The following is a 25548-nucleotide window of genomic DNA, read 5'->3' as shown; positions in this document are numbered from 1 at the left end:
CGGACGACTGTACCAGCGGATCGGAGCCGCGGCGACCGGGGCGCGCCCCGCGCGTCGCGGAGCGGCCTCAGCGGCCCTCGAGGCGGGCCCCGGCCTGCTCGAAGAGCCGGGCCAGCGCGTCGTAGTCGGCGGCGACCGGCAGCTGCGGGAACTCGGCGACGACGTTGGCGGGCGGGCGGAACAGCGCGCCGTAGTCGGCCTCGAGGAGCATGCGGGTGTCGTTGTAGGAGTCTCCGGCGGCCAGCGTCGTGAAGTTGAGGCGCCGGAACGCCCGGACGGCCTCGCGCTTCTGGTCGTCCAGGCGCAGCCGGTAGCCGACGATCCGGTCGCCCTCGACGACCAGGTCGTGGCAGAAGATCGTCGGACGGCCCATCTGCGCCATGAGCGGATCGGCGAAGTCGTAGAAGGTGTCCGAGAGGATGACGAGCTGCCAGCGCCCGCGCAGCCAGTCGAGGAAGTCGACGGCGCCGGGCATGGGGCCCATGTCGGCGATGACCTCCTTGATGGTGCTCAGCCGCAGACCGCGCTCGGCCATGACCCGCTGGCGGTGCCCCATCAGCTCGTCGTAGTCGCTGATGTCGCGCGTGGTGAGGCGCAGCTCGTCGATGCCGGTGGCCTCGGCGACGTTGATCCAGATCTCGGGGACGAGGACGCCCTCCATGTCCAGGCATGCGACGTGCACGATGCGTGCTCCCTCCTCGTGGCGGACGGCGGCTCAGAGGCCCTCGGCGCGCATGAAGCGCACCTGACCGTGGACGTAGCCGGTCCTCTCGAGCTCGGCGATGCAGGCCATGACGTCGGCCTCCCGGGCCAGGTGGGTGACCATCGACAGGACGGCGGTGCCGGTGGGCCGGTCGTCGGCGCGGGGGGCGTGCTGGTGCACCGAGTGGATCGACACGCGGTTGCCGGCCAGCAGCCCGGCGGCCGCGGCGAGCACGCCGGGCTGGTCGACGACCTGGAACCTCAGGTGGTAGCGGGTGCGGGTCTCGCTCATCGGCGCCACGGGCAGGCCTTGGTAGACCGAGTGGGCCGGGTTCTCGACGCCGCGCAGCCGGTTGCGGGCGACGGTCACCAGATCGCCGGTGACGGCACTGGCCGTCGGCGAGCCGCCGGCGCCGGGGCCCATGAACATGAGCCGGCCGGCGTTCGCCGCCTCGACGAAGATGGCGTTGTTGGCGCCCTGGACCATCGCGAGCGGGTGCTCGCGGGCGACGGTGGCCGGGTGGACGCGCACCTCGATGCGGCCGGCCTCGTCGAGCCTGGCGATGGCCAGCAGCCTGATGACGCAGCCCATCGACTCGGCGGCTTCGATGTCCTCGCTCGTGACACCGGTGATGCCCTCGCGGTAGACGTCGTCGATGCGCACCGTCGAGTGGTACGCCAGCGAGGCCAGGATGGCGGCCTTGGAGGCGGCGTCGAAGCCCTCGATGTCGGCCGTCGGGTCGGCCTCGGCGAAGCCGAGCCGCTGCGCCGTGGCCAGGGCCGTCGCGAAGTCCTGGTGCTCGGTGGTCATCTTGTCGAGGATGTAGTTGGTCGTGCCGTTGACGATGCCCATGATGGTGAGGATCTGGTCGCCGACGAGCGACTCGCGCAGGGGGCGCACGATCGGGATGGCGCCAGCGACGGCGGCCTCGTAGTAGATGTCGACGCCCTCGCGCTCGGCCGCGGCGTAGATCTCCTCGCCGTGCTTGGCCAGCAGCGCCTTGTTGGCGGTGACGACGGAGGCGCCGCGGTCGATGGCCGACAGGACGAGCCGGCGCGGCGGGTCGATGCCTCCGATGAGCTCGATGACGATGTCGGCGCCGCCGTCGGCGACGAGCGCCTCGGGGTCGTCGGTGAGCAGCTCGTCGGGGATGCCCGGGCGCGGCCGGCCGGCGTCATGCACCGCCACGCCCACAAGGTCGAGCTCGCAGCCGCTCTTGGCGGCCAGGTCCTCGCGCTGGGTCAGCATGGTGCGGGCCACCTGCGCCCCCACCGTGCCGCAGCCGAGCAGCGCCACCCGCAGCACGCGCGGCGCGTCCACCTCGTTCGTCTCGTTGACCATCTCGCCCTCTCAGTCGCCGACGTCCAGGCTCATCAGATCATCCATGGTCTCACGACGGATCATCGGATGCAGTGCGCCGCGGCTCACGCGCACCACCGGCGGGCGCAGCGCGTGGTTGTAGTTGCTGGCCATCTCGCGGCTGTAGGCGCCCATCCCCGGCACCGCGATGAGGTCCCCCGGGACGATGTCGCCGGGCAGGAAGACGTCGCGGACGAGGATGTCGCCGCCCTCGCAGTGCTTGCCGACGACGCGGCACAGCACGCCGCTCTCGTCCGAGGCGCGGTTGGCCAGCACGCCCGAGTACTCGGCCGCGTAGAGGGCCGGGCGGATGTTGTCGCTCATGCCGCCGTCGACGCTCACGTAGACGCGCTGGGCGCCGCCGTCCAGGTCGACGACCTTCACCGTGCCGACCGTGTAGACGGCCATGGTGCTCGGCCCGGCGATCGCCCGGCCGGGCTCGACGGACATGCGGGGCACCGCCATGCTGTAGACGTTCGCCTCGTGCTCGACGATCTCGCGCAGGCCGGCCGCGAGGTGCTCGGGGGTGGCCGGCGAGTCGGCGCTCGTGTAGGCGATCCCGAAGCCCCCGCCCAGGTCGAGCTGCGGCAGGTGGACGCCGGTGGCGTCCGCGAACTGACCCATGAGCTTGATGGTGCGCCGGGCGGCGATCTCGAAGCCGCCGGTGTCGAAGATCTGGGAGCCGATGTGGCTGTGCACGCCGAGCAGCTCGATGCAGGGGCTGTAGTGGCAGCGGACCATGGCGACCATGGCCTGGCCGTTGGCGATCGAGAAACCGAACTTCTGGTCCTCGTGGGCGGTGGCGATGTACTCGTGGGTGTGCGCCTCGACGCCGGGGGTCACGCGCACCATGACCTTCGCCCGCCAGCCGCCCTCGCGGCACAGCTCCTCGATGCGACCGATCTCGTCGAGGGAGTCGACGATGATGCGGCCCACGCCCGAGCACAGCGCCAGTTCGAGCTCCTCCGGGGTCTTGTTGTTGCCGTGCATGCCGATGCGGGCCGGGTCCATGCCCCCGGCGAGCGCCACGGTGAGCTCGCCCCCCGAGCAGACGTCGAGGTCGAGGCCCTCCTCCGAGATGATGCGGGCGACCGTGCGCGTGAGCATCGCCTTGCCGGCGTAGTAGACGTCCCAGCCGGTGAAGGCGCGGGCGAACTCCCGGGCGCGGGCCCGGAAGTCGTCCTCGTCGAAGAGGTAGACCGGCGAGCCCTCGCGCTCGACGGCGGTCCGCACGTCGACCCCGCCCACCTCCAGGCTGCCCTCGCCGGTGCGCGCGACTGTGCGACTCCACAGCGCCGGGTCGAGGGCGTTGAGGTCATCGGGCTCGGTGAGCCACTGGGGGCTCGGGGCGGCGACATCGGCGTGGATCGCGCCGGCGACATGCATGTGGGTCACGATCAGCAATCTTTCCAGACGGGGTGAAACGCGGCGATCGACGAACATCAGGCGGACCACGGCCCGGGCCCCGGGGAGGGCCCTCCTCGGCGGGCGCCCCGCGGGGTCCTCCGGGACGGTTCCGCAGCGGCGTCCGGCGCGGCGCGGTTCGCCGTGCTCCGGACGGGGCGCTAAGCTGAGGCACGGTCCCGTCGAACGGGTCCGGCTCCCGTAGCTCAGGGGATAGAGCACCGCCCTCCGGAGGCGGGTGCGAGGGTTCGAATCCCTCCGGGAGCGCTGCCCGAGGAGGCATCTCTCCCTGCGCCGTGGCGCGGCTCCGCCGTCCTGCGCCCCGGGGCGGGCCTCATCGACCGCGCACCCGAAACGAACCTCATGGACCGCGCGCCGACGCGGGCACCACGGACGAGGTTCGGCACACCTGCGCTGCGGAAGGGGCACGGCGATGACGGATCAGCCGCTCGTCCACGCCGGCGCGACGGCGGCCACCCCCTCCCGGTTGTCCACCCGCATCTCGCGCCGGATCACGCTGGCCTTCACCCGCGAGCGCCTCCAGTCGGGCCGTTTCCTCCTGTTCTTCTGGTTCGCCGCCCGGCTGCTCATCTTCTGCATCTGGGCCTTCCTCACGCCCTCGACGCAGGGCGACGTCGTCTACTACTACGAGAAGATCCAGGTGCTGTTCGGCTCCGGGCCGGCCCGCACCCTCACCGAGTACCCGACCCCGGTCATCGGGCTGCTCGCCGTGCCCTATCTGCTCGGCCTCGGCACCCAGCACGGCTACGTCATCGTCTTCGCGCTCATGATGCTGGCCATCGACGCGGCCTTCACCTGGTCGCTGTGGCACACCGGCGGGGCGATGAAGGGCCAGGCCGTCGTCTTCTGGACGCTCTTCCTGGCCCTCGTCGGGCCCACCGCTTATCTGCGCTTCGACCTCATCACGTGCGTCCTCGCCGGCTGGTCGGTCATCTTCCTGCTGCGGCGGCACAACGTCACGGCCGGCGCGCTCACCGCCGCGGGCGCGGCGGTGAAGCTGTGGCCCGCGCTGCTGTGGCCGGCCCTCCTGCCGGGCGCCAGACGGCAGAAGATCACCACGACGCTCGGCTTCGCCCTCACCGGCGCCGCGCTCACCGCCGCCTCCATCGCATTCGCCGGCTGGGACCGCCTCATGTCGCCGCTGCACTGGCAGTCCGGACGCGGACTCCAGATCGAGTCCATCGCGGCCACCGTCCCGATGCTCGGACGCGCGCTGGGCACCGGCGACTACGTCGTGACGCTGAGCCGCTACCAGGCCTACGAGATCTGGGGCCCGGGCGTCCACCCGATCGTCACGATCGCCGACCTGGCCTTCTACGCCGGTCTGCTCGCCGCGTTCGCCGCCTACCTGGTGTGGCTGTGGCGGGGCCACGGCCGCATCATCGAGGCCGTCGCGCTCGTGCAGCTGGTGATCCTCATCATGATCGTCACGAACAAGACCTTCAGCCCGCAGTACATCATGTGGGTCGGCGGTCCCCAGGCCGCCGCCTACGCTGTGCTCGGCGCGCGCAGCCAGCGCACGAGCAGATTCTTCACCGACCGTTCGCGCATGAACGCGATCTCCATGTGGATGCTCGTGACCACGGCCTTCACCCTGCTCGTCTACCCGCTCAGCTACAACCGGCTGGTCAGCGACTGGAACGTCGGCGACGAGCTGCTGCGCCTGCCCGCCACCGGGCTGCTGGCGGCCCGCAACATCACCGTGGTCATCGTCCTGGGGCTCGTCGTGCGCTGGGTGTGGAGCTTCCTGCGCCCGTCCGCGGTCCGGGCGGTGCGCTCGGCCGTGCACCCCGGACCGGCCCGCACCCCGGACGCATGAGGCCCTCGCACGGTACGGCGTCCGGGGTCGAACGGCTCCGGCGCCACCTGCCGCTCAGCGGCTGGGTCGGCGTCGTGGCCTGGCTCGGCACCCGCTCGGTGATGGCGCTCGTCCTGGCCACGCTGTGCCTGTACGTGCGCGAGGACGTCGGCTACTACGCCGTCCAGCTGCAGAGCGTCCCGATGCTGCGCTCGCACGGCCTCGGCGGGACGCTCGTCGAGTACCCGGTGCCGGCCGTGTGGCTCCTCGAGGCGCTCCGCGTCCCGGCTGGCGCCTCGAGCGCCGTCTACGTCTACGCCTTCGCCCTGCTCATGGTGCTCCTCGACACGTTCTGCTGCTGGGCGCTGTGGACGCACCACTCCCGGCTCGGGGCGCTGCTGTGGATCGGCTTCACCTTCTGCATCGGGCCGCTCCTGTGGTTCCGCATCGACCTCGTCCCGGCCGTCTGCGTGCTCGTGGCGGCCCACCAGCGCAGCCGGCGCCCGGTGCTGTCCGGCGCCGCCGTCGGGCTCGGCGCCGCGATGAAGCTGTGGCCCGCCCTGCTCGTCCTGCCGTTGCTGGGCGCCGACCGGGCGGGGCGACGCCGGGGCCTCGGCCTCGTCGGGCTCGGCGGCGCGCTCGGAGCGCTCTCGTGGCTCGCCGAGGGCTGGACGCGCTCGGTCTCACCCCTGGGCTGGCAGAACGGACGCGGCCTGCAGGTCGAGTCGGTCTGGGCGACCCCCCTCATGGCCGCCCGGCTGGTCAGCGACGGCTGGCACGTGCGCCTGAGCCGGTACAACGCCTACGAGGTCTTCGGGCCGGGCGTGCCGACGCTGGTGCGGCTCGCCTCGGGCTCGATGCTCGTCGTGGTCGGGCTGGGCCTGGTGCTGTGCTGGCTCATCGGCTTCGGCGGCGCCGGACTGCCCGGTCACCGGCTGTCGGCGGCCCTGGCCCCGGAGCGGCGCCGGGACCGCGACCGGGCGCTCCTGCTGGGACTCGTCGCGATGATCTGCGCCGTCATCGTCGCCGACAAGACCTTCAGCCCGCAGTACATGATCTGGCTGGCCGGGCCCTTCGCCGTGCTCAGCTCGGCGCAGTGGCGCAGCGGGGACCGGCGCCACGGGGCGGTGCTGGTCGTCATGACGCTGTGCTGCGCGGCCCTGACGCAGCTGATCTTCCCGCTCAACTACTCGGCCCTGGTGACGGCGACCGACCCGGGCGTCGCGGTGAGCGCCCTGCTCGTGGCGCGCAATGCGCTCATGTGCGTCCTCGCCGGGCACTCCGCCGCACTGGCCCTGTCCGGGGCGTGGCGCCTGGGACGCCCCGCGCCGGCGCACCTGCCATCATCGACCCAGCCCGACGACGAGGAGCCGCACGCATGAGCCGCAGGAGAACCCACCAGACGACGGTTCCCGGGGAGCTCCCCCGCGGACCCGTCGACGACATCGTCTGGCTCGTCCTGTTCTGGGTCCTGAGCCGCATCGTCATGCTGTGCCTGTGGCAGGCGCTGTGCGGCTTCATCCGCAACGACGTGAACTACTACGCGATGTCGGTCGCCGGGCGCCCGGTGCCGGTCCTGTCGGACCTGACCGGCGTGCTCGAGGAGTACCCCGCCCCCCTGGTCTGGCTCCTCCAGCTCCTCGAGGCGCCCTCGGGCGGCTCGGTCGACCTGTACGTCCTGCTCTTCGGGCTGCTCATCGCGGTCGCCGACGGGGCGTGCTGCCTCGCTCTGCGTCGGCGTGAGAGCGCCCTCGCCGCGTGGGTCTGGGCGATCTGCGGCGCCCTGCTCGGCCCGCTGCTGTGGTTCCGGCTCGACATCGCCCCGGCCCTGTGCGTCCTGGGCGCCCTGCACTGGATGCGCCGCCGGCCCGCCCTGTCGGGGGTGCTGCTGGCACTCGGCGCCGGGTTCAAGCTGTGGCCCGCCCTGCTCATCCTGCCGATGCTGGGGCGCTCGCGCGCTGCGCGGCACCGCGGCGCGGGCTTCGTCGTCACCGGCTCGGCGCTCGTCCTCGTCTCGCTGCTCACCTCGGGCCTGGCGCGGACGTGCTCCCCGCTGGGCTGGCAGTCCGGGCGCGGACTGCAGATCGAGTCGGTGTGGGCCACGCCCCTCATGCTCGCCCGCGCTCTCGGCGGCACGGACGTGAACGTCGCCTTCAGCGGGTTCAAGGCCTACGAGGTCTTCTCCCCCGCCGTGGCCGGCTGGCGGACCGCGGCGGGCGTCTCGATGCTCGTGCTCATCGCACTGACCCTGGTGCTGTCAACCCTGATCGTCCTCTCCAGAGGCGAATGGGGGACATCCCCTGATGCGCCCCCGACCGAGGAGACGGCCGAGCACGAGTGGGCCGTCCGGCTCGCCGTCCTGGCGATCATCGCCGGATGGATCGTGGTGAACAAGACCCTCAGCCCTCAGTACATGATCTGGCTCTTCGGACCCCTCGCCGTCATCGCGTCCTCCACGGCCCCCCGGAGCGCCCCTCCCGCACAGGCGGGCCGGGGCGTCCCGTCCCCCCAGGCGGATCAGGAGCCCCCGCCCTCCCCGACCGGACGGGACCGGGCGCCGGCGGCCCGGCGCCTGGTGACCCTCGGACTCGTCTCGGTGGCCCTGACCCAGCTCGTCTACCCGCTCACCTACAGCGGCCTCATCGCCCTCACCGATCCCAGCATCGGGGCGACGATGCTCCTCGTGCTGCGCAACCTCGCCATGGTCGCCCTGGCCGTGGCGGCCTGGGGGGAGGCCCTCAGAACGGCGCGGCGACCCCGACGGACGCCCTGACAAACCGGTCGCGCGCCGGGGCGGGGCGACCGGGCCGACGGCTGCTCCACCGCGGACCGCTCCCTTCCCGACCGGCTCCCGCCACGGCGACATCCCTTGTCAAGTCGGTGTGGACGATCGGTTCGAAGAGTGCAACCCGACGATCGAGTTGCACAACGGGAACAAATGTGCTCACCGGCTCTGGATCAATCGCGGCGCGCATGGCAAGCTAGGTGCTCGGGGTTCGAATCCTCCGTCGCCCTCGCGCCGTGGACCGCATCGCGGGACTCGATCGTGCGCGAACGGCGCCGGCGACCGGATCCCCTGACCAGCTCAGGATTGTCCCAGGAATCGTCACCGCATCCGCGATGGGCCGACGGGCCCGGACGCGGACGACGGGACGGCGGGCCGACGGGCCCGCCATTCGCCTAAGGAGTCGTGCACGAAATGGACTGGCGCCACGAAGCCGCCTGCCGGGTCGAGGACCCGGAACTCTTCTTCCCCATCGGCAACACCGGCCCGGCCCTCGCCCAGATAGAGGAGGCCAAGAAGGTCTGCAGCCGCTGCGGCGTCTGCGACGAGTGCCTCGCCTGGGCCCTCGAGGCCGGCCAGGACCACGGCGTCTGGGGCGGCCTGTCCGAGGACGAGCGCCGCGCCATGAAGCGGCGCGCCGCACGCGCACGCAGGGCCGCCTGAGCAGCCACCCGGCAGCAGACACGAGGGAGGGGCGTCCGCATCGGCGGACGCCCCTCCCTCGTGCGTCCTGTCCGCGCCGCCCGCCCCGGGTCCGGGATCCTCCGGTGCGCGGGCGGGCTCACGCCCCGGAACCCGGAACGGCCAGGGTCTCGGCCGGGATCACCACCCGCGAGGTCGCGCCGACGCCGTCGGCGTTGTTGAACAGCGTGAACTCGCCGTGCATGTCGGCCACGAGCGCGGCGACGATCGAGGTCCCCAGACTGTCGGTCTGGAAGAGCCGGAAGTCGTCGGCCAGCCCGACGCCCTGGTCGACGACGTCGAGGACCAGCCCCCCGTCCTCCCGGCGCTGCGGGACGACGCGCACCGCGCCGGCGCCCGCGTCCAGGCCGTGCTCGATGGCGTTCTGGCACAGCTCGGTCATGATGAGCGACAGCGAGGTGGCCGCCTTGGCCGGGACGAGCCCGAAGCTGCCCTCGCGCGTGGCGCGCACGACACCGGAGCTGGCCGCCACGTCGCCGACCATCTGGAGGATCTTGTCGGCGATCTCGTCGAACTCGGCGGCCTCGTCGAAGCTGCGCGAGAGGATCTCGTGGACGATCGCGATCGACTGCACGCGGCTCATCGCGTCGTCGAGGTCGTCGCGGGCCTCCTGGGAGGTGGCCCGGCGCGACTGGAGGCGCAGGAGGGCGGCGACGGTCTGCAGGTTGTTCTTGACCCGATGATGGGTCTCCCGGATCATCGCGTTCTTCGTCATGAGCTCGCGGTCGCGGTAGCGCAGGTCGGTGATGTCGCGGCACAGCGCCATGATCGCGATGCGCTCGCCGTCCTCGCTCAGCGGCAGAACGCGCAGCCGCATGGAGCCCGCGCCGTTCTCCGCCTCATACTCCCCCGCCCGACGGCCGTTGAAGCGCATGCGGGTGGGTTCGACGGGCTGCACCTCGGCGCCCAGGCCGTCGACGGTGAGCCGGCACAGGTTCTCGCCGATGAGGTCGCCGACCAGCCCCAGCCGGCGGTAGACCGAGACGGCGTTCGGACTGGCGTAGGTCATCTCGCCGTCGGCGGAGGCGAGGATGAGGCCGTCGCCGACGTGGGGGCTGAGCGTGAGGTCGCCCGGCGGGTCGATCGGGAAGTCGCCGTGCCAGAGCATGTTGGACAGGGTGTCGGCGATCCTCAGGTAGGCGTCCTCCATGGCGCCCGGCGCACGGACGCCCATCCGGTTCGTGTGCCGCTCGACGACGCCGATGACCTCGCCGTGGCGGATGACGGGGATGGCCCAGACGTCGACGGGGATGCCGGCCTGCAACTTGTTGTCGCTCGTCTCGCAGATCTCGCGCGACAGATAGGCCTCGACGACGAGCGAGTCCGGCTCGTAGCGGATCTCGGAACCGACGACGTCCTCCTCGAGGGCGGTCGGGCCGGTGACGGGGCGGCGCTGGGCGACGGCCCAGAAGATGTTGTCGTCGACGTCGGGCACCCACAGGACGAGGTCGGAGAAGCTCGTGTCGGCCAGCACGTGCCACTCGCGGACGAAGGAGTCGAGCCAGTCCCGGTCCTCCTCGGCGAGCGTGGTGCGCTGGGTGAGCACCCGGTCCATCGTCAGCATGGAGCCGATCCTAGCGGGCGGCGCGACCGGGCCGGCCGGACGCCGACGCGCCGGTTCGACTGCGGGCCCGGCGCGTGGCAGACTCAGAGGCCGTGCCCCGACCGCACCGGCCGGGGCCGTGGATCATCGACGTCGGGCCGCCGGGCCCGGCCCTGGACTTCTGGAGGTCGACATGGCCAAGACCGGTCGCAAGCGCCGCGCCCGCCGCAAGAACGGCGCCAACCACGGCAAGCGCCCCAACGCCTGAGCCGGACGCCCGTCCGGGCCCCGGCGCGATGCGCGCCCGCCCCGTCCCCCACGGAGGTTCGGGCGGCGGGGCCCGGCGGACGGGGGCTCCCGCCCGCGCCGCGGAGCCGACCCGGGCGTCGGACGGGAACCGTCCGGGCCTAGGAGGCCTGCTGCCCGGTGGCCCGGGAGGCCTGCCGCCCGATGAAGGCGAGCCGGACGATGCGGGCGCGCAGCTCGACGGAGGCGCAGGGCGTGTCGGCGCAGCTGCGCCGCACGAGGGTCGTAATGGTCGACTCGATGTCGAAGTCATCCATGCAGTTCTCGCAGATCATGAGGTGATGGCGGATCTCGTCGGCCGTCGCCTCGGGCAGCTCGCCGTGCAGGAAGGCGTACACGCTGGCCATGGCGTACTCGCAGGCCTCCTCGTCGGTCGCCTCCACCGGGAAGAGCTCGGGACCGATCTCATTCATCTCTGCTGCCTTCCGAAGCCGTGCTCGCGCGCGTAGTCGACCAGCGACGAGCGCAGCTGCGCTCGGCCCCGGTTGAGCCGCGACATCACCGTGCCGATGGGCGTGCCCATGATCTCGGCGATCTCCTTGTACGAGAAGCCCTCCACGTCGGCCAGCAGCACCGCCTGGCGGAAGTCGTCCGACAGCGCGTTGAGCGCATCGGTGACCGCCTGGTCCGGGATGGCCGACAGCGCCTCCGTCTCGGCGGACCTCAGCCCGCTCGAGTCGTGGGAGGCCGCCTTCGCCAGCTGCCAGTCCTCGACCTCCTCGCCGCCGCTGGTCCGCGGCTGGCGCTGGGCCTTGCGGTAGCTGTTGATGTACGTGTTCGTGAGGATGCGGTACAGCCATGCCCTGAGATTGGTGCCGGGCCGGAACTGCTTGAACGAGCCGAAGGCCTTCGCATAGGTCTCCTGCACGATGTCCTCGGCGTCGCTGGGGTTGCGCGTCATGCGCAGCGCCGCGCCGTAGAGCTGGTCGAGATGGACCATGGCGTCGCGCTCGAACCGGGCGATCCGCTGCTCGTCGGTTTCGGTGTCGCGGATGTCGGCGTCCCGCCGGGGCGGGTCGACGTCGGCATCGCGCATTTCATCAGTCGGGTTCATCGCACATGACAGTACCGAATCACCCGGCGCCGTCGCTGTCATCACACCCGGACAACGCCGGAACCGGCGCGGGTATTCCCGCCGGGGCCGGCCGGGTGCGCGCCCCCGGAGGGCCGGCGGGAGGACTCGATAGTCTGGGGCCCATGAGCGAACCCGCGACCGGCACGCGCGCCCCCCGACCGTCCGCCGTGGGCCCCTGGCGGGCGCCCCGCCCGGCCGGGCCCCTCCGCGCGGTGGTCGAGGTGCCCGGGTCGAAGTCCGAGTCGAACCGGGCGCTCGTCCTCGCCGCGCTGAGCGAGGGCCCCAGCACCATCCGCGGCGTCCTCGACGCCCGCGACACCCGCCTCATGGCGGACGCCCTGCGCGCCCTCGGCGCCACTGTCGAGGCCGAGGGCCCCGCCCTGCGCGTCGTGCCGGGCCCGCTCCACGCGGCCGCGCGGCCGATCGATTGCGGCCTGGCGGGCACCGTCATGCGCTTCGTCCCGCCGATCGCGGCGCTGGCCGGCGGACGGACCTCGTTCGTCGGCGACGAGCGGGCCGGCGAACGCCCCGTCGCCCCGCTGCTCGCGGCCCTGCGCGCCCTCGGCGCCGCCGTCGACGCCGACGCGCTCCCCTTCACGCTCGACGCCGGCGACGGGCTGGCCGGGGGCCCGGTGCGGATCGACTCGAGCGGCTCCAGCCAGTACGTCTCCGGGCTCCTGCTCGTCGGCGCCCGCCTCCCGCGGGGCCTGGACGTCGAGCACGTCGGCCCCCCGGTGCCCTCGGCTCCGCACATCGCGATGACGATCGCCATGGCCGCCCGGCACGGGATCGACGTCGAGACCCTCGTCGGGGGCCGTCACTGGCGGGTCCGTCCGGGCGTCGTCGAGGCCCGCGACGAGCGCATCGAGCCGGACCTCACGAACGCAGCGGCCTTCCTGGCCGCCGGCGTGCTCACCGGGGGGACGGTGACGATCGCCGGCTGGCCGCGCCGCAGCACCCAGCCGGGCGCGGCGATCCGCGACGTCCTGATCCGCATGGGCGCGGCCGTCACCGCCGCCCCCGACGGGCTGAGCGCCTCAGCCGCCCCGCTCGCCGGCGCCCCGCTCGACCTCCACGAGGCCAGCGAGCTGACTCCGGTCGTCGCCGCGCTGGCGGCCGTGGCGGAGGGCCCCACGACGATCACGGGCGTCGGGCACATCCGGGGTCACGAGACCGACCGCATCAGGGCCATCGCCGCCGAGCTGGGCCGTCTCGGCGTCCCGGTGCGCGAGCTGGACGACGGGCTGGTCGTCACCGGCATGGCCGGGCGGCTCGATGCGCTGCACCCCAGCGCGGGCGATGGCCTGTTCGCCTGCCACGGCGACCACCGCATGGCGCACTTGGGCGCGCTCATGGGGCTCGTCGTCCCCGGTGTGCGGCTCGACGACGTGGGCTGCACCGCCAAGACGATGCCCGACTTCGCCGCGCGCTGGGACGCGATGGCGGCCGCCCGATGAGCCCCCGCCGCACGCGCGGCGCCATCGGCCGCGGCACCGACTTCGACGCGCACGACTTCGGGCGCCCCGCCCGGCGCAGTCGTCCCCGGACGAAGGACCGCCCCGACTACTCGGCGGCGCGGCTCGCCCGCGTCATCACCGTCGATCGCGGCCGCTACCACTGCCGCATGGTCGACGGCGACCGGAGCGCGCTGCTGGCCACCAAGGCCCGTCGGCTGGGCCGCAGGGGCGTCATCGTCGGCGACCTGGTGCGCGTCGTCGGCGACACGAGCGGCGAGCGCGGCACGCTGGCGCGCATCGTCGAGGTGGAGCCGCGGCGCACCGAGCTGAACCGCACCGCCGACGACACCGACCCGAGCGAGCGCCCGATCGTCGCCAACGCCGACCAGCTCGTCGTCGTGACCTCGCTGGCCGATCCCCCGGCCCGCCCCGGCATGATCGACCGCGTCCTCGTGGCCGGCTACGACGCCGGGGTTCGACCGGTCATCGCGCTGACCAAGGCCGACCTGGCCGACCCGGCCGGGCTCGTCGCCCTGTACGAGCCGCTCGACGTGCCGATCATCGTCTGCGCGCCCGGCTCCGACCTGTCAGGGCTGCGCGCGCTCCTGGCCGGCCGGGTGACCGTTCTCGTGGGCCACTCCGGCGTCGGCAAGTCGACCCTCATCAACCGCCTCGTGCCCGGCGCCGGACGCGTCACCGGGCGCGTCAACGACGTCACCGGCAAGGGGCGCCACACCTCGACCTCCGCCGAGGCCCTCGCCCTGCCGTCCGTCGACGACCGAGAGCCGGGCTGGGTCATCGACACCCCCGGCGTGCGCAGCTTCGGCCTGAGCCACGTGCGGCCGGAGACGATCTTGGCGGCCTTCACCGATCTGGCCGGCTTCACCGCCGACTGTCCCCGCGGCTGCAACCACCACGCGGGGACGCCCGAGTGCGGGCTGGACGAGGCGGCCCGGCGCGGGGAGCTCTCCGAGGCCCGCCTCGGCTCGTTCCGCCGCGTCCTGGAGGCCGTCGACCGGCCCGTGACCCGCCGCTGAGCCGGCGCCGCCGGGCCGGCGGAGGACCGAACGGTTAGAGTCGGGCGCATGGCCGCTGCACCCGACTACACCGATGATCTGCGCCTCGCCCATCTCATGGCCGACAACGCCGACTCCCTCGCCCTGAACCGCTTCAAGGCGCGGGACCTGAAGGTCCGGGCGAAGGCCGACCGCACGCCCGTCTCCGAGGCGGACCAGGCCATCGAGGCCTCGGTGCGGCACACGCTCGCCACCGCCCGTCCCCGCGACGCCGTCCACGGCGAGGAGATGCCCGACACCGGCTACGGGCCGCGTCAGTGGATCATCGACCCCATCGACGGCACCGCCAACTACGTGCGCGGCGTGCCGATCTGGGCCACGCTCATCGGCCTCCGGGTGGGCGGAGAGATGGTCGTCGGCGTCGTGAGCGCCCCGGCGCTGGGGCGCCGCTGGTGGGCGGCCGAGGGCTCGGGCGCCTTCACCGGCACGTCGCTGTTCACCCCGAACCCCATCCGCGTCTCGGGCACCTCACACCTCGCCGACGCCTTCCTGTCGTACTCCTCCATCCACGGCTGGATCGACGGGGGGCGTGGCCAAGGCTTCGTCGATCTCATGCGCGACTGCGGTCGGACGAGGGCCTTCGGCGACTTCTTCAGCTACATGCTCGTCGCCGAGGGGGCCGTCGACCTGGCCTGCGAACCGGACCTGGAGCTGTACGACATGGCGGCCCTCGTGCCCATCGTCACCGAGGCCGGCGGCCGCTTCACGAACCTCGACGGGGCCCCGGGCCCGGTCGGTCGTGGCGCGCTGGCCACCAACGGCATCCTCCACGACGAGGTACTGGAGCGCCTGGCCCCCGACGAGGGGCCCGATCCGGACGACGGGCGCTCCTGAAGCCCGGGCCGCCGGCCGCCCGAGCGACCGCTCCCGGACCCCGTCGGGGCGCCCTGCCGCCGGCCGTGCCGACCGTCCGGCTGGCCCGCGCCCGACCGCTCCCCGCGCTCACCGGTCGCGAGGGGGCCCCTCGACGACGGTGAGGTCGGGGGCGAGGCCGCCCATCGTCCGGTGCCACCTGTTGTGCGGCGGCCCCGGGTCGAGGCGGCCCGCGCCGCGCCGGGCCGCGGGGCCCCGGCGCGGGACCGGACGCCGACCCCGCCGAGCAGGCCGAGCGCCAGGGCGCTGAAGCAGTAGGCGGTCTCGATCTGGCCGAGCTCCTCGGAGCGGAGACGGATGATCGACAGGACGCCGAACAGCCCCATGCCCAGGCCGGCCGCCGTCGCGCTGATGGACAGCGCGACGGCCACGGCGAGGACGCCGATGCCCACCGTGATGTACGAGACGACCATGTCCCTGCGGTGGTGCCTCGGCAGGTGGACGCCGAACACGAGAAGGCAGATCACCACTGCGTCGACGGCGACGAGGACGTGGCTCGACATGATCAGGCTCCATTCCTCCGGGGTTTGCGAACGGCTCAGCCGCGCAGAACCGCGGGCACCCCGTGCGGAGGGTGATGCGCTCTGTGCCCCGATAGTCCGTGCCCCGATAGGGCTACGGCAACCGTGCGGAACCGCCCCGGACCGGCGGCTCTCAGAGGCGGGGCCGCGTCAGGGGGTCTCCGGGGCCCGTTCCAGGGTCGGTACGGCGCCCGGACGCAGATCCATCCGCCCCTCGGTGCCGGCCCGTCGTCGAGGAGCCGACGCCCGGGACCGCAGGACGCGTCCCCGGGAGGCCTCCCGGCCGGTGCCTCAGCGGATCACCCGGCAGCTGATGGTGTTCGGCACCTCGGCCAGGGCGTCGAACCAGCCGGACTCGGCCGCCACGACGTCGGTGACCGCGTAGCCGACCTCGCCGCGGGTGGACAGGGCCTGGAAGGCAATGTTCGCGTTGTGCTCGGACAGCACCGAGTTCACGGCGCCGAGGACCCCCGGGACGTTGCGGTGGATGTGGACCACCCGGCTGCCCTCGCGCGCCGGGACGGTGACCTCGGGCAGGTTGACGCTCATCGAGGTCCCTCCGGTCGTGACGTACTCGCTGAGCTTGCCGGCGACGTACCGGCCGATGCTCACCTGGGCCTCCTGGGTGGATCCGCCCACGTGCGGGGTGAGGATGACGTTCGGCAGGCCCTGGAGCGGCGACACGAAGCGCTCCCCCGCCCTCCTGGGCTCGGTCGGGTGGACGTCGACCGCGGCGCCGGCCAGGTGGCCCGAGCGCAGCGCGTCGGCGAGGGCCCTGTGGTCGAAGACGGAGCCGCGGGAGAGATTGAGGAAGAACGAGCGGGGCCGCATCGCGGCGAACTCGTCCTCGCCGAAGAAGCCGGTGTTCTCGGGACGCCCGTCGACGTGCAGCGAGACGACGTCGACCCGAGAGAGCAGCTCCTCGAGGGTGTCGCAGCGCTGGGCGTTGCCCATGGCCAGGCGGTCCTGGATGTCGTAGTAGTGGACGCGCATGCCGAAGGCCTCGGCCAGCACGGACAGCTGCGACCCGATGTTCCCGTAGCCGACGATGCCGAGCCGGCGGCCGCGCACCTCGTGCGAGCCGGACGCCGACTTGTTCCACGTGCCCTCGTGCATCTGGGCGTTGCGGTCGGTGAGGTGGCGGGCCAGGGCGACGATCTCGGCCATGGCCAGCTCGACGACCGAGCGGGTGTTGGAGTACGGGGCGTTGAAGCAGGCGATGCCCTTGGCCGCGGCGGACTCGAGGGCGATCTGGTTCGTGCCGATGCAGAAGGCGCCGATGGCCTTGAGGGTGGAGGGGATGCGCGCCAGGACCTTGTCGGTGACGTTGGTGCGCGATCGGATGCCCAGGAGCTCCACGCCGTCGAGTGCGGACACCAGTTCGTCCTCGCCCAGCGCCCCGGCGCGCGTCTCCACGTCGTAGCCGGCCTCGGTGAGGATCCTCGTGGCCTCGGGGTGGACGTTCTCGAGCAGAAGTGCCTTCATGGCGTGAATCCTATGCGGGCGACCCCGCGTCGGACGCGCCCATCTCATCGTGCCCGCCCCGGGCGGGCCGGACCCGCAGCCTCGGCACCGAGGCCAGCAGGGTCCGGGTGTACTCCTGCTCGGGCCGCCCGTAGACCCGCTCGATCGGCCCGGACTCGACGATCCGGCCGCCGCGCATGACGGCGACCGAGTCGCACACGTGCCGCACGACGGCCAGGTCGTGACTGACGAAGACGAGGGTCAGCCCCCCGCCGCGGACGAGCTCGGCGAACAGGTTGAGCACGTGGGCGCGGACCGACACGTCGAGGGCCGAGACCGCCTCGTCGGCGATGAGGACGTCGGGGCGGGGGGCGATGGCGCGCGCGATGGCGATGCGCTGGCGCTCCCCGCCGCTGAACTCGTGCGGGTAGTGGTCCGCCGCGTCGGCCTCGAGATCCACCTGGGCGAGCACCTCGTGGAGACGTTCGCGGTGGTCGCGCGGGATGTCGGCCCGCCCGCGCAGCAGGGGCGAGCGGAGCGGCTCGGTGACGATGTCGCCCACCCTCATGCGCGGGTCGAGGGAACTGCGCGGGTCCTGGAAGACCATCTGGACGCTGGAGCGCAGATCCCCGAGCCGGGAGGCCGAGGCGTCGTCGATGCGGCGGCCGCGGAACAGCACCTCGCCCGAGCTCGGGGGCAGCAGCGCGTCGAGGACGCGGATGAGGGTGCTCTTGCCCGAACCGGATTCCCCCACGATGCCCAGCCGCTGGCCGGCCCGCACGGAGAGGTCGACGCCGTCGAGGGCCCGCGCGATGACCCGCCCCCCGGTGCCGCTGCGCCGGAAGGTGCGGGTGAGGCGGCGGGCCTCGAAGACCGGGACGTCCGCCCCGGCGCGCTCGTCACCGGCCATGGGCGCTCCCCCGTCCGTCCCAGAAGTCCTCGATGACCGGCAGGCGGTCCCCGGGCGCGAGCTCGTCGATGCGCGCGGTGGCGATGAGGCCCGCCGTGTACGGGTGCCGCGGGCGGGCGAGCACCTCGGCGATCGACCCGGCCTCGACGATGTCGCCGCGGTACATGACCGCCACCTCGTCGCAGACCTGCGAGACGACGGCCAGGTCGTGGCTGATGAACAGGCATGCGGCGCCGGCGGCGTCGAGCTGCTCGTCGAGCAGGCGCAGCACTCTGGCCTGGACGGTGACGTCGAGAGCGGTCGTCGGCTCGTCGCAGATGACGAGACCGGGCTGGTTGATGAGGGCCATGGCGATGAGGACGCGCTGGCGCTGGCCGCCGGACAGCTGGTGGGGGAAGCTCATCGAGATGCGACCCGGATCGGGAAGGCCGACCCGGTCGAGCATCTCGAGGACGCGCGCCCGCGCCATGCCCGCCGGAGCCCCCTGGTGCAGGCGCAGCACCTCGGCGACCTGGCGTCCGACACGCATCGTCGGGTCGAGGGCCGTCATGGGCTCCTGGAAGATCATCGAGACGAGATCGCCGCGCAGCGCGGCGAAGCCCGCGTCGGACAGGCCGACGAGCTCGCGGCCGGCGAACTCGATGGAGCCGGAGACGTGGGCGTTGTCGGGCAGCAGGCCCATCGCCGCGAGCGCCGTGACGGACTTGCCCGAACCGGACTCGCCGATGAGGCCGACGCGGGCGCCCGCCTCGACGGTCAGATCGATGCCGTGCAGCGCCTCGACGCGGCGCCTGCCGAAGTCGACGTGCAGATCGCGCACCCTGAGCAGCGCACCCACCTCAGTCCTCCTGCCTCAGTCTGGGATCGAGGAGCTCGCGGAGCCCGTCGCCGAGCAGGTTGAAGCCGAGCACCGCCGTGGCGATGAACACCGCCGGGACGACGAGCTGGGCGGGATGGTCGTAGATGAACTTCTGCGCGTCGTAGAGCATGCGTCCCCATGTGGGCGTGCTCGGCTGGGTTCCGACGCCCAGGTAGCTCAGCGCCGCCTCGGCGAGGATCGCCGTGCCGAGCGCCGAGGAGACCTGCACGAGCACGACGGGCAGGATGTTCGGCAGCACGTGGCGCCAGGCGATGGCCGGCCAGCTGATGCCCGAGGAGCGCGCCGCCGCGACGTAGTCGCGGCTCATGACGCCGAGGCTGGCGCTGTTGGCGACGCGGGCGAAGGCGGGGATGGCACTGATGCCGATGGCGACCATGGCGGTCGCCGTCGAGCCGGTGCCGCGGGCGGCGGCGAGCAGGATGGCGAGCAGCAGCGCTGGGAAGGCGTAGAGGATGTCGGCCCAGCGCATGATGCGGTGCCCGACGCGGCGCCGGCTCATGCCGGCCCAGATGCCGACCGGCACGCCGATGAGGGCGCCGATCGCCGCCGCCATGACGCCGACGAGCATGCAGATGCGGGCGCCGACGAGGACCCGCGAGAAGATGTCCTGGCCGAAGCCGTCGGTGCCGAGCAGGTGCGCTCCGCTGGGGCCCTGGAGCGCGCTCGGCGCGTCGACGACCCCGGGGTCGTACGGCGTCCAGAGGAACGAGACGACGGCCAGTGCGACGACGACTCCGACGAGCACGGCGCCCACGACGAGCGAGACGCTGCGCCTCATGAGCCGACCGCCTCCTCCCGGGTGCGCACGCGCGGGTCGAGGAGCTGGTGGACGATGTCGACCGCCGTGTTGATGACGAGGACGATCGCGACGAAGATCATGACGATCGCCTGCACGACCGGGAGATCGCGCTGGTTGACCGACGTGAGCAGCTGCGATCCCAGGCCCGGCAGGAGGAAGACGTTCTCGACGACGATCGAGCCGACGAACAGCGAGGCCAGCTGGAGGCCGGCGACGGTGACCACGCCGAGGCTGGCGTTGCGCAGGCCGTGGCGGGTGACGGCCGGGACGAACCGCCAGCCGACCGCGCGGGCGGTGCGGAAGTAGTCCTCGCCGAGCACCTCGATGAACGCCGAGCGCACATAGCGGGTGAGCATGGCCGCCTCGACGACGGCGATGGCGACGACCGGCAGCACGAGGTGCCGCAGCCACTGCAGCGGGTCGCGGGTCAGCGGCGTGTAGCCGTTGGCGGGCAACCAGCGCAGCCGGACGGCGAAGACAATCATGAGCACGAGGCCGACGAGGAAGTGAGGCACGGCCATGGCGAGCTGCGTGAGGCCCGAGATGACGACGCCGTCGGCGCGCTTGCGGCGCACCGCGCCGTACAGGCCCGCCGGGACCGCCAGGACCACCGCCAGGAGCATCGCTCCGGTGGCCAGCCACGCGGTGACGGCCAGCTTCGAGCCGATGATCGAGACGATCGGCGTGCTCGAGAGCGCGGACGTGCCCAGACGCCCGGTGAGGAGCCCGCCCAGCCACTCGGCGTAGCGCAGCAGCAGGGGCCGTTCGAGACCGAGGCGCCGACGCAGCGCCTCGATGGACGCGGCGTCGGAGTTCGGGCCGAGGATCGTCGCGGCGACATCACCGGGCAGCGCGTTGACGAGCATGAACACGATGAACGAGGTGATGAGCAGGCTGACAGCCAGGCTCAGCAGCCGGCGCCCGACGGAGCCGAGGGTACGCATGCCGGTCAGATGTTCGTCGATGACGCCGCGGTCAGGTCCAATGATTCGCTGGTGAGGTTCTCCGGGACGCCCGAGATGTCCGAGCGCAGGACGACGAGGTTGGCCATCGAGTAGAGGAAGTCGGCGGCCGCGTCGTCTGCGAGGAGACGGGCGGCCTGTTTCATCCTCTCGGTCTGCTCGTCGGCCGGGCCCGTCCTGGCCTCGGTGATGAGCCGCTGGAACTCGGCGTTGTCGTAGTGCCAGTAGTAGTCGGGGTTGGCCCACTTCTCGATGTCGCGGCCCTCGACGTGGCTGATGATCGTCATGTCGTAGTTCGACTTCGTCATGACCTCGTCGATCCAGCGGGCCGGGAACTCGAGGGTGTCGGTGGTCACCGTGATGCCGACCTGGGACAGCTGACTGGCGATGAAGGTGGCGGCGCTCGTGGCGTAGGGCAGGTTGGGCACGCGCAACGCCAAGGTGAGACCGTCGGGGTGGCCGGCGTCGGCCAGCAACCGGCGGGCGGTGTCGGGGTTGTAGTCGTAGGTGCCCGACAGGTCCTCGTACCAGGGATCGGTGGGGGCGACCATCGAGCCGATGAGCGTGCCGTAGCCGGCGGTGACCGTCTGGAGCAGGTCGGACCGGTTGATGGCATGGTTGATGGCCTGGCGCACGCGCACGTCCGAGAAGGCCTCGCGCTGGTGGTTGAAGCCGAGGACGACCTCGCCCATCGTCGTGCCGTTCAGGATCGTGTACTGGTCGGTGCCCTGGAACTGGCTGATCGACTGCGGCGCCTGGACGTTCGAGATGACGTCGAGGTCGCCGCTGCTCATGGCGGAGTTCTCGGCATTCGGGTCGCTGAAGTACTTGATGGTCACGCTGTCGAAGACGGTCGGCGTGCCCCAGTAGGAGTCGTTGCGCCGCAGCACCATCGGGTTGCCCTCGCTCCAGGAGTCGAAGACGAAGGGGCCGGAGCCGGCCGGGGCGGTGTCGAGCTGGTCGAGCCTGTCGGGCTCGTAGATGATGCCGGCGGTCTGGGCCGCGTAGTAGAGCCAGTTGTTGTCGCGCTGGGACAGCTTCACGACGACGGTCGAGTCGTCCTGCGCGGCGACCGACTCCATCGAGCCGAGCTGCGACTTGAGGGTGGCGATCACCGAGTCGTCGTTCACGATGCGCTCGAGCGATGTCTTGACGGCCTCGGCGTTCAGCGGGGCGCCGCTGGCGAAGGTCGCCTTCGGCTGCAGCGTGAACGTGTAGGTGAGCCCGTCCTCGGACTCGTTCCACCCCGTGGCGAGCAGCGGCACGATGTCGCCGGACGAATCGATCTTCACGAGGGTCTCGTAGACGTTGTACAGCAGGGCCTGCGAGATGGCCGCGCCGCTGTTGGTCGAGGGGTCGAGCGCCGCGGGGGCGGCCGTCGCGCCGATGACCAGCTGCCGGGCCTGCTCCTGGGTCTCCTCCGCTTCGCCGCCCGAGCAGCCGACGAGCGACGCCGCCGCGCCGATCGCCGCCGCGCTCAGGAACGAGCGGCGTCCGAGCCGGATGTTCATTGAAGGTCTCCCCCTCGATCTCGTGGCCCGCGGCCCGCCGGCCACGGGGAGTGGCCGAACGGCCGGGCCGGCCTGCGTTGTCCGGACGGGACGGGTCTTCCGCGATCCTACGCCAGTGACCCGCCCCGGCGCGCCTGGGAACGACTGGCGAGTTTCTCAGCCGGCCATGCTCAGCAACACCCAGCTTCGACACGGAAACAACCCAGCAACAACCCCGAACATCGTTCACTGCCCTGAAGGTCGCCCACCGCCCGTCCTCCATGGGCCCGCCTGACGGGTCCCGCGCGGGCGTCCCCGCGTCGGGCGGTGCCGTACCGGCAAGGCGCTGCCTGCCGAGGCGGCCGCGGGAGCGCCGCCCCTCGACGGACCGCGCCCGGGCCGGTGGCGCCGAGAACCGGCAGAGAACCGATCTTGACTTTGCCACGGGGGTGCCTACGATGGGAGGAGCCGACGCGGGGTGGAGCAGTTCGGTAGCTCGCTGGGCTCATAACCCAGAGGTCACAGGTTCAAATCCTGTCCCCGCTACGAGACGAGAGGTCCCGGCCCGATGGGCCGGGGCCTCTTCTGCAGGTGCGTCCGGCGCGCGGCGGGCCCGGTCATTCCGTGGTCTCCCCGCACGGGCCGCGGTCGGCGGGCGGCGCCGCCGGCGACGACGATCGTCCCACGGCCTCCCCCTCACGGGCGGACGGGTCTGCGCACGGCGACGGCGTCGCGGGTGGTTTCGACTCCCTCCCCCTCACGGGCGGACGGATCTGCGGCCCGGTCGGTGGAGCCTGTCCCGACGGCCCCCTCGCCCGGGCGGACGGGTCGCCCCGTCCCGGCTCGCCGCCACATGGCGGGCGCCCCGCGGGCCGGGGCGTCACGAGGCGAGGACGCCCAGGTGCTCCAGCAGGATCCTCGTGCCGAGGACGATGAGCACCGCGCCGCCGATGATCTCGGCGGGGGTGCGGAAGCGGTTGCCCAGGCCGTGGCCGACGGGCACGGCCAGCAGGCTGACGACGAAGGTGACCAGACCGATGATCGTCACCGCCCCGAGGATCGAGACGTCGAGCACGGCGAAGGAGACGCCGACGGCGGCCGCGTCGATGCTCGTGGCGACGCCCAGGAGCAGGAGCCGGCGCAGGCCCATCCACTCGGCGCCGGGACCGTCCTCGTCGTCCGGGCCCAGGGCCTCCTGGATCATTCGGACGCCGAGGAGGGCGAGCAGACCGAACGCGATCCAGTGGTCGACGGGGGCGACGAGCTCGGCGAACCGGGAGGCCAGCGCCCAGCCGATCAGGGGCATGAGGGCCTGGAAGAATCCGAAGGTACCGGCGACGAGAACCGCCCGGCCCCAGTGGAGACGGCGCATGCGCACCCCCGATGCCATGGAGGCGGCGAAGGCGTCGGCGGCGACGCCGAGGGCGATGAGGACGATCGCGATGGTGGACATGGGGCCTCTCGGTCGGTGGCCGAGGAACCGCGGGACCCCGGCCGTCATGGACAGCCGAAGGTCTCGCTCACTCCGCCGCCCTCGAGGGGCGATGCCGTCGAGGGCACGGCCTCCGCGAGGCCATGACGCGGGACGGGCATCCGCGAAGCGATGCGCCGGGCGGGATCGCCCGCCAGTGTGTCGACGCATCTCCGGGCCGTGGGGCCCTGAGTGGGAGCTACTCCCCTTCATCGGGGAGGCTACACGGCCCGCCGGGCGGGCCGTCAACGGAGCCGTCCACCGCTCGGACGCGGCCCGCCCGCAGCAGCGACTCGACCGCCCTGCGCTCGTCCACGGCCTCGTGGGCGTCCCGGACGTCGCCGAGGTCGGACTCGGCCGGTGACCACGCGGCCCGGGACGATCGCCCCGGAGAGCACGGCGTCGAGCAGGACCTCCCGGTCGTAGGTCGTCACCGAGGCCGGGACCGCCGCGCGGACCGGTGCTGCGCCGGAACAGGCCCATCAGGTCGATGGTCACGTCGTGGGGCACCCCGACCCCGCCGATGATGGCGCCGGGGCGGGCCAAGCCGACCGCCGCGACCCCGGGCCGACCTCGGCCATGCGGGCGCGTGGTGGCCGGTCGCCATGACGTCGGACAGGGTGAGCAGGCCCCTGCGCGCCGGGTCGGAGTGGTCCCCGGGCGCACCGGGCACCGCCACGAGGGTGCCGTCGGCGTCGGTGGGCCTCTCGGCGACGGACTCGGGGCGGTCCTCCACCACGCGCACCGCCCCGGACTCGACGGAGACGGCTGCCCTCCACGGGTCCTCCTCATCATCGCGGACCTTCGAGGACCGTCGCACCGGGGTCGTACCGGGCATGTCGGTCAGGATTCCGTCGCCTCTTTGAAAATTAGGGTCGTCTTCCCTTACTTAAACGCGGTCGAGAGCCTAGCCTTCCATCATGACCGACAAGAACAGCGAACCCGACATCCCGCTGCCCTTCGCCGACCGGCCCATCGCCACCGCACCCGGCCACTGGGTGCTGGCGCGCGCCGGCAAGCGGGTGCTGCGCCCCGGAGGCGCCGCCCTGTCCCGGACGATGCTCGACCACGTCGGGATCGCCGGCGCCGATGTCGTCGAGCTGGCCCCCGGCATGGGGCGTACCGCCGTCGAGGTGATGCGTCGCGGGCCCGGCTCGTACACGGCGATCGACCGGGATCCGCAGGCCGCCCGCCGTGTCGCCGCCATCGTCGGCGACCGGGGCGTCTGCCGCCGGGGCGAGGCCGCCGACACCGGCCTCGACGACGGATGCGCCGACGCGGTGATCGGTGAGGCCATGCTCACCATGCAGGGCGACAGGGGGAAGCAGGCCATCGTCGCCGAGGTCTCGCGGGTCCTGCGCCCCGGCGGGCGCTACGCGATCCACGAGCTCGGCGTCGTCCCCGACGACATCGACGAGGCCCGGTGCACGCGACTGCGCCGGGACCTGGCCCGCGCCATCCACGTGAACGCCCGCCCCATGACCGCAGCCGCCTGGCGGGGGCTCCTGGAGGACGCCGGCTTGGTCGTCGACTGGGTCGGCACCGCACCGATGGCCCTACTCGAGCCGCGCCGCAATCTCGAGGACGAGGGCTGGTCGGGCGTCTGGCGGATCGTGCGCAACCTCGCCGGCGACAAGGAGCTGCGTCGGCGCGTCCGCTCCATGGCGGCGACGTTCAGGGCCCACGAGGACGTCATGTGCGGTATCGCCCTCGTGGCCCGCAGGCCGCAGTCCGGTTGACGCGGGCCCGCCCGGCTCGCGAGCCGCGCGGCCGGCCGCTGCCGACCGGATCGCAGCCCGCGGCCCGGACCCGAACGAGTACCGACGCCGGGCAGAGCACATCGTCCACGGGACACGCCCGAGGCGGGGGCAGGCGGGAGTCGGCGGCCGGTGAGGGGGCTCGGGGATGAGAGGATCACAGGCCCGCGGGACCGGGCCCCGGGCCGCCGC

General features: G+C 72.7%; 22 protein-coding genes, 2 tRNA genes and 1 pseudogene. 11 read left to right on the top strand and 14 right to left on the bottom strand.

What is annotated here, in order from left to right:
• Positions 1 to 67: 67 nt before the first annotated feature.
• The 3 genes from thrH to lysA are packed head-to-tail and all read right to left on the bottom strand — an operon-like array spanning position 68 to position 3457.
• A complete protein-coding gene (thrH, locus tag K336_RS0100585) occupies positions 68 to 682 on the bottom strand; it encodes a bifunctional phosphoserine phosphatase/homoserine phosphotransferase ThrH (RefSeq protein ID WP_021797474.1) in 615 nt (204 codons plus the stop codon).
• 33 nt (positions 683 to 715) lie between these two features.
• Positions 716 to 2044 carry a homoserine dehydrogenase gene (locus K336_RS0100580; protein ID WP_021797468.1) on the bottom strand — a complete coding sequence of 443 codons (1329 nt, stop codon included), beginning with the start codon at positions 2042 to 2044 and terminating at the stop codon, positions 716 to 718.
• A 9-nt stretch (positions 2045 to 2053) separates the two neighbouring features.
• Positions 2054 to 3457: a diaminopimelate decarboxylase gene (gene lysA / locus K336_RS0100575; RefSeq protein ID WP_028706018.1), complete on the bottom strand. Its 1404-nt coding sequence runs from the start codon at positions 3455 to 3457 to the stop codon at positions 2054 to 2056.
• 204 nt (positions 3458 to 3661) lie between these two features.
• Between lysA and K336_RS0100570 the strand changes: the two genes are divergently transcribed.
• The 5 genes from K336_RS0100570 to K336_RS0100550 all read left to right on the top strand — a co-directional run bounded on the left by K336_RS0100570 (position 3662) and on the right by K336_RS0100550 (position 8733).
• A tRNA-Arg gene (locus K336_RS0100570) sits at positions 3662 to 3733 on the top strand.
• A gap of 166 nt (positions 3734 to 3899) precedes the next feature.
• On the top strand, positions 3900 to 5306 hold the full coding sequence (locus tag K336_RS13340) for a glycosyltransferase 87 family protein (RefSeq protein WP_021797471.1): 1407 nt from the start codon (positions 3900 to 3902) through the stop codon (positions 5304 to 5306).
• Positions 5303 to 6667: a glycosyltransferase 87 family protein gene (locus K336_RS16665; protein ID WP_021797479.1), complete on the top strand. Its 1365-nt coding sequence runs from the start codon at positions 5303 to 5305 to the stop codon at positions 6665 to 6667. Before K336_RS13340 ends, K336_RS16665 begins: the two co-directional genes overlap by 4 nt.
• On the top strand, positions 6664 to 8058 hold the full coding sequence (locus tag K336_RS0100555) for a glycosyltransferase family 87 protein (RefSeq protein WP_028706017.1): 1395 nt from the start codon (positions 6664 to 6666) through the stop codon (positions 8056 to 8058). The genes K336_RS16665 and K336_RS0100555 overlap by 4 nt, the downstream gene beginning before the upstream one ends.
• A 426-nt stretch (positions 8059 to 8484) precedes the next feature.
• Complete coding sequence (locus K336_RS0100550) at positions 8485 to 8733, top strand: WhiB family transcriptional regulator (RefSeq protein ID WP_021797476.1); 249 nt, start codon at positions 8485 to 8487, stop codon at positions 8731 to 8733.
• A 118-nt stretch (positions 8734 to 8851) separates the two neighbouring features.
• Here the strand turns inward: K336_RS0100550 and K336_RS0100545 are convergent, their stop codons facing one another.
• Positions 8852 to 10336, bottom strand: a complete 1485-nt coding sequence (locus tag K336_RS0100545; protein ID WP_021797483.1) for a sensor histidine kinase — start codon at positions 10334 to 10336, stop codon at positions 8852 to 8854.
• Between the two features lie 172 nt (positions 10337 to 10508).
• Here K336_RS0100545 and K336_RS20025 point away from each other — a divergent pair, with 172 nt between their 5' ends.
• A complete protein-coding gene (locus K336_RS20025; RefSeq protein WP_377174161.1) occupies positions 10509 to 10583 on the top strand; it encodes a 50S ribosomal protein bL37 in 75 nt (24 codons plus the stop codon).
• Between the two features lie 139 nt (positions 10584 to 10722).
• Here K336_RS20025 and K336_RS13330 read toward each other — a convergent pair whose 3' ends face one another.
• Positions 10723 to 11034, bottom strand: coding sequence for a zf-HC2 domain-containing protein (locus tag K336_RS13330; protein ID WP_021797480.1), 312 nt, complete (start codon positions 11032 to 11034; stop codon positions 10723 to 10725).
• Positions 11031 to 11657, bottom strand: a complete 627-nt coding sequence (locus K336_RS13325) for a sigma-70 family RNA polymerase sigma factor (protein ID WP_021797473.1) — start codon at positions 11655 to 11657, stop codon at positions 11031 to 11033. Before K336_RS13325 ends, K336_RS13330 begins: the two co-directional genes overlap by 4 nt.
• A 161-nt stretch (positions 11658 to 11818) precedes the next feature.
• Here K336_RS13325 and aroA point away from each other — a divergent pair, with 161 nt between their 5' ends.
• The 3 genes from aroA to K336_RS0100520 are packed head-to-tail and all read left to right on the top strand — an operon-like array spanning position 11819 to position 15063.
• Complete coding sequence (gene aroA / locus K336_RS0100530; RefSeq protein WP_028706016.1) at positions 11819 to 13153, top strand: 3-phosphoshikimate 1-carboxyvinyltransferase; 1335 nt, start codon at positions 11819 to 11821, stop codon at positions 13151 to 13153.
• Positions 13150 to 14190: a ribosome small subunit-dependent GTPase A gene (gene rsgA, locus K336_RS0100525; protein WP_028706015.1), complete on the top strand. Its 1041-nt coding sequence runs from the start codon at positions 13150 to 13152 to the stop codon at positions 14188 to 14190. Before aroA ends, rsgA begins: the two co-directional genes overlap by 4 nt.
• Before the next feature lie 48 nt (positions 14191 to 14238).
• The gene (locus K336_RS0100520; RefSeq protein ID WP_028706014.1) at positions 14239 to 15063 is read left to right on the top strand and encodes an inositol monophosphatase family protein; all 825 of its coding nucleotides are present in this window, start codon (positions 14239 to 14241) and stop codon (positions 15061 to 15063) included.
• A 263-nt stretch (positions 15064 to 15326) separates the two neighbouring features.
• Here K336_RS0100520 and K336_RS17345 read toward each other — a convergent pair.
• The 7 genes and pseudogenes from K336_RS17345 to K336_RS0100490 form a co-directional block, all read right to left on the bottom strand.
• Positions 15327 to 15605 (bottom strand): annotated as a pseudogene (locus K336_RS17345) (DUF4956 domain-containing protein); the annotation flags it as partial.
• Between the two features lie 309 nt (positions 15606 to 15914).
• The gene (serA, locus tag K336_RS0100515) at positions 15915 to 17108 is read right to left on the bottom strand and encodes a phosphoglycerate dehydrogenase (RefSeq protein ID WP_021798357.1); all 1194 of its coding nucleotides are present in this window, start codon (positions 17106 to 17108) and stop codon (positions 15915 to 15917) included.
• 10 nt (positions 17109 to 17118) lie between these two features.
• Positions 17119 to 17997, bottom strand: coding sequence for an ABC transporter ATP-binding protein (locus tag K336_RS13320; RefSeq protein ID WP_021798356.1), 879 nt, complete (start codon positions 17995 to 17997; stop codon positions 17119 to 17121).
• A complete protein-coding gene (locus K336_RS0100505) occupies positions 17987 to 18835 on the bottom strand; it encodes an ABC transporter ATP-binding protein (RefSeq protein ID WP_021798361.1) in 849 nt (282 codons plus the stop codon). Before K336_RS0100505 ends, K336_RS13320 begins: the two co-directional genes overlap by 11 nt.
• Before the next feature lies 1 nt (position 18836).
• Positions 18837 to 19655, bottom strand: a complete 819-nt coding sequence (locus K336_RS0100500) for an ABC transporter permease (RefSeq protein ID WP_021798360.1) — start codon at positions 19653 to 19655, stop codon at positions 18837 to 18839.
• On the bottom strand, positions 19652 to 20620 hold the full coding sequence (locus tag K336_RS0100495) for an ABC transporter permease (RefSeq protein ID WP_021798355.1): 969 nt from the start codon (positions 20618 to 20620) through the stop codon (positions 19652 to 19654). The genes K336_RS0100500 and K336_RS0100495 overlap by 4 nt, the downstream gene beginning before the upstream one ends.
• 5 nt (positions 20621 to 20625) lie before the next feature.
• Positions 20626 to 22149 carry an ABC transporter substrate-binding protein gene (locus K336_RS0100490; RefSeq protein ID WP_021798358.1) on the bottom strand — a complete coding sequence of 508 codons (1524 nt, stop codon included), beginning with the start codon at positions 22147 to 22149 and terminating at the stop codon, positions 20626 to 20628.
• 451 nt (positions 22150 to 22600) lie between these two features.
• Between K336_RS0100490 and K336_RS0100485 the strand changes: the two genes are divergently transcribed.
• A tRNA-Met gene (locus K336_RS0100485) sits at positions 22601 to 22674 on the top strand.
• Positions 22675 to 23008: 334 nt separating this feature from the next.
• Here K336_RS0100485 and K336_RS0100480 read toward each other — a convergent pair.
• Complete coding sequence (locus tag K336_RS0100480) at positions 23009 to 23581, bottom strand: manganese efflux pump MntP (protein ID WP_021798359.1); 573 nt, start codon at positions 23579 to 23581, stop codon at positions 23009 to 23011.
• A gap of 938 nt (positions 23582 to 24519) precedes the next feature.
• Between K336_RS0100480 and K336_RS0100475 the strand changes: the two genes are divergently transcribed.
• Complete coding sequence (locus tag K336_RS0100475) at positions 24520 to 25338, top strand: class I SAM-dependent methyltransferase (protein WP_028706013.1); 819 nt, start codon at positions 24520 to 24522, stop codon at positions 25336 to 25338.
• Positions 25339 to 25548 lie beyond the last annotated feature (210 nt).

The sequence above is a fragment of the Propionibacterium acidifaciens DSM 21887 genome, assembly GCF_000426605.1.
In the GTDB taxonomy this organism is placed as follows: domain Bacteria; phylum Actinomycetota; class Actinomycetes; order Propionibacteriales; family Propionibacteriaceae; genus Propionibacterium; species Propionibacterium acidifaciens.
Note: the sequence above shows the minus strand (reverse complement) of the source record. Positions and strands in the feature narration are given on the sequence as shown.

Bases quoted from the DNA above. Each gene is read 5' to 3' on its own strand.
- K336_RS0100500 (WP_021798360.1), bottom strand. From the start codon at position 19,655: ATGAGGCGCAGCGTCTCGCTCGTCGTGGGCGCCGTGCTCGTCGGAGTC.
- K336_RS0100545 (WP_021797483.1), bottom strand. From the start codon at position 10,336: ATGCTGACGATGGACCGGGTGCTCACCCAGCGCACCACGCTCGCCGAG.
- K336_RS0100495 (WP_021798355.1), bottom strand. From the start codon at position 20,620: ATGCGTACCCTCGGCTCCGTCGGGCGCCGGCTGCTGAGCCTGGCTGTC.
- K336_RS13320 (WP_021798356.1), bottom strand. From the start codon at position 17,997: ATGGCCGGTGACGAGCGCGCCGGGGCGGACGTCCCGGTCTTCGAGGCC.
- K336_RS0100490 (WP_021798358.1), bottom strand. From the start codon at position 22,149: ATGAACATCCGGCTCGGACGCCGCTCGTTCCTGAGCGCGGCGGCGATC.
- rsgA (WP_028706015.1), top strand. From the start codon at position 13,150: ATGAGCCCCCGCCGCACGCGCGGCGCCATCGGCCGCGGCACCGACTTC.
- K336_RS0100520 (WP_028706014.1), top strand. From the start codon at position 14,239: ATGGCCGCTGCACCCGACTACACCGATGATCTGCGCCTCGCCCATCTC.
- K336_RS0100550 (WP_021797476.1), top strand. From the start codon at position 8,485: ATGGACTGGCGCCACGAAGCCGCCTGCCGGGTCGAGGACCCGGAACTC.
- K336_RS0100555 (WP_028706017.1), top strand. From the start codon at position 6,664: ATGAGCCGCAGGAGAACCCACCAGACGACGGTTCCCGGGGAGCTCCCC.
- K336_RS0100580 (WP_021797468.1), bottom strand. From the start codon at position 2,044: ATGGTCAACGAGACGAACGAGGTGGACGCGCCGCGCGTGCTGCGGGTG.
- K336_RS0100480 (WP_021798359.1), bottom strand. From the start codon at position 23,581: ATGTCCACCATCGCGATCGTCCTCATCGCCCTCGGCGTCGCCGCCGAC.
- aroA (WP_028706016.1), top strand. From the start codon at position 11,819: ATGAGCGAACCCGCGACCGGCACGCGCGCCCCCCGACCGTCCGCCGTG.
- K336_RS13330 (WP_021797480.1), bottom strand. From the start codon at position 11,034: ATGAATGAGATCGGTCCCGAGCTCTTCCCGGTGGAGGCGACCGACGAG.
- K336_RS0100475 (WP_028706013.1), top strand. From the start codon at position 24,520: ATGACCGACAAGAACAGCGAACCCGACATCCCGCTGCCCTTCGCCGAC.
- K336_RS13325 (WP_021797473.1), bottom strand. From the start codon at position 11,657: ATGCGCGATGCCGACGTCGACCCGCCCCGGCGGGACGCCGACATCCGC.
- K336_RS16665 (WP_021797479.1), top strand. From the start codon at position 5,303: ATGAGGCCCTCGCACGGTACGGCGTCCGGGGTCGAACGGCTCCGGCGC.
- K336_RS13340 (WP_021797471.1), top strand. From the start codon at position 3,900: ATGACGGATCAGCCGCTCGTCCACGCCGGCGCGACGGCGGCCACCCCC.
- serA (WP_021798357.1), bottom strand. From the start codon at position 17,108: ATGAAGGCACTTCTGCTCGAGAACGTCCACCCCGAGGCCACGAGGATC.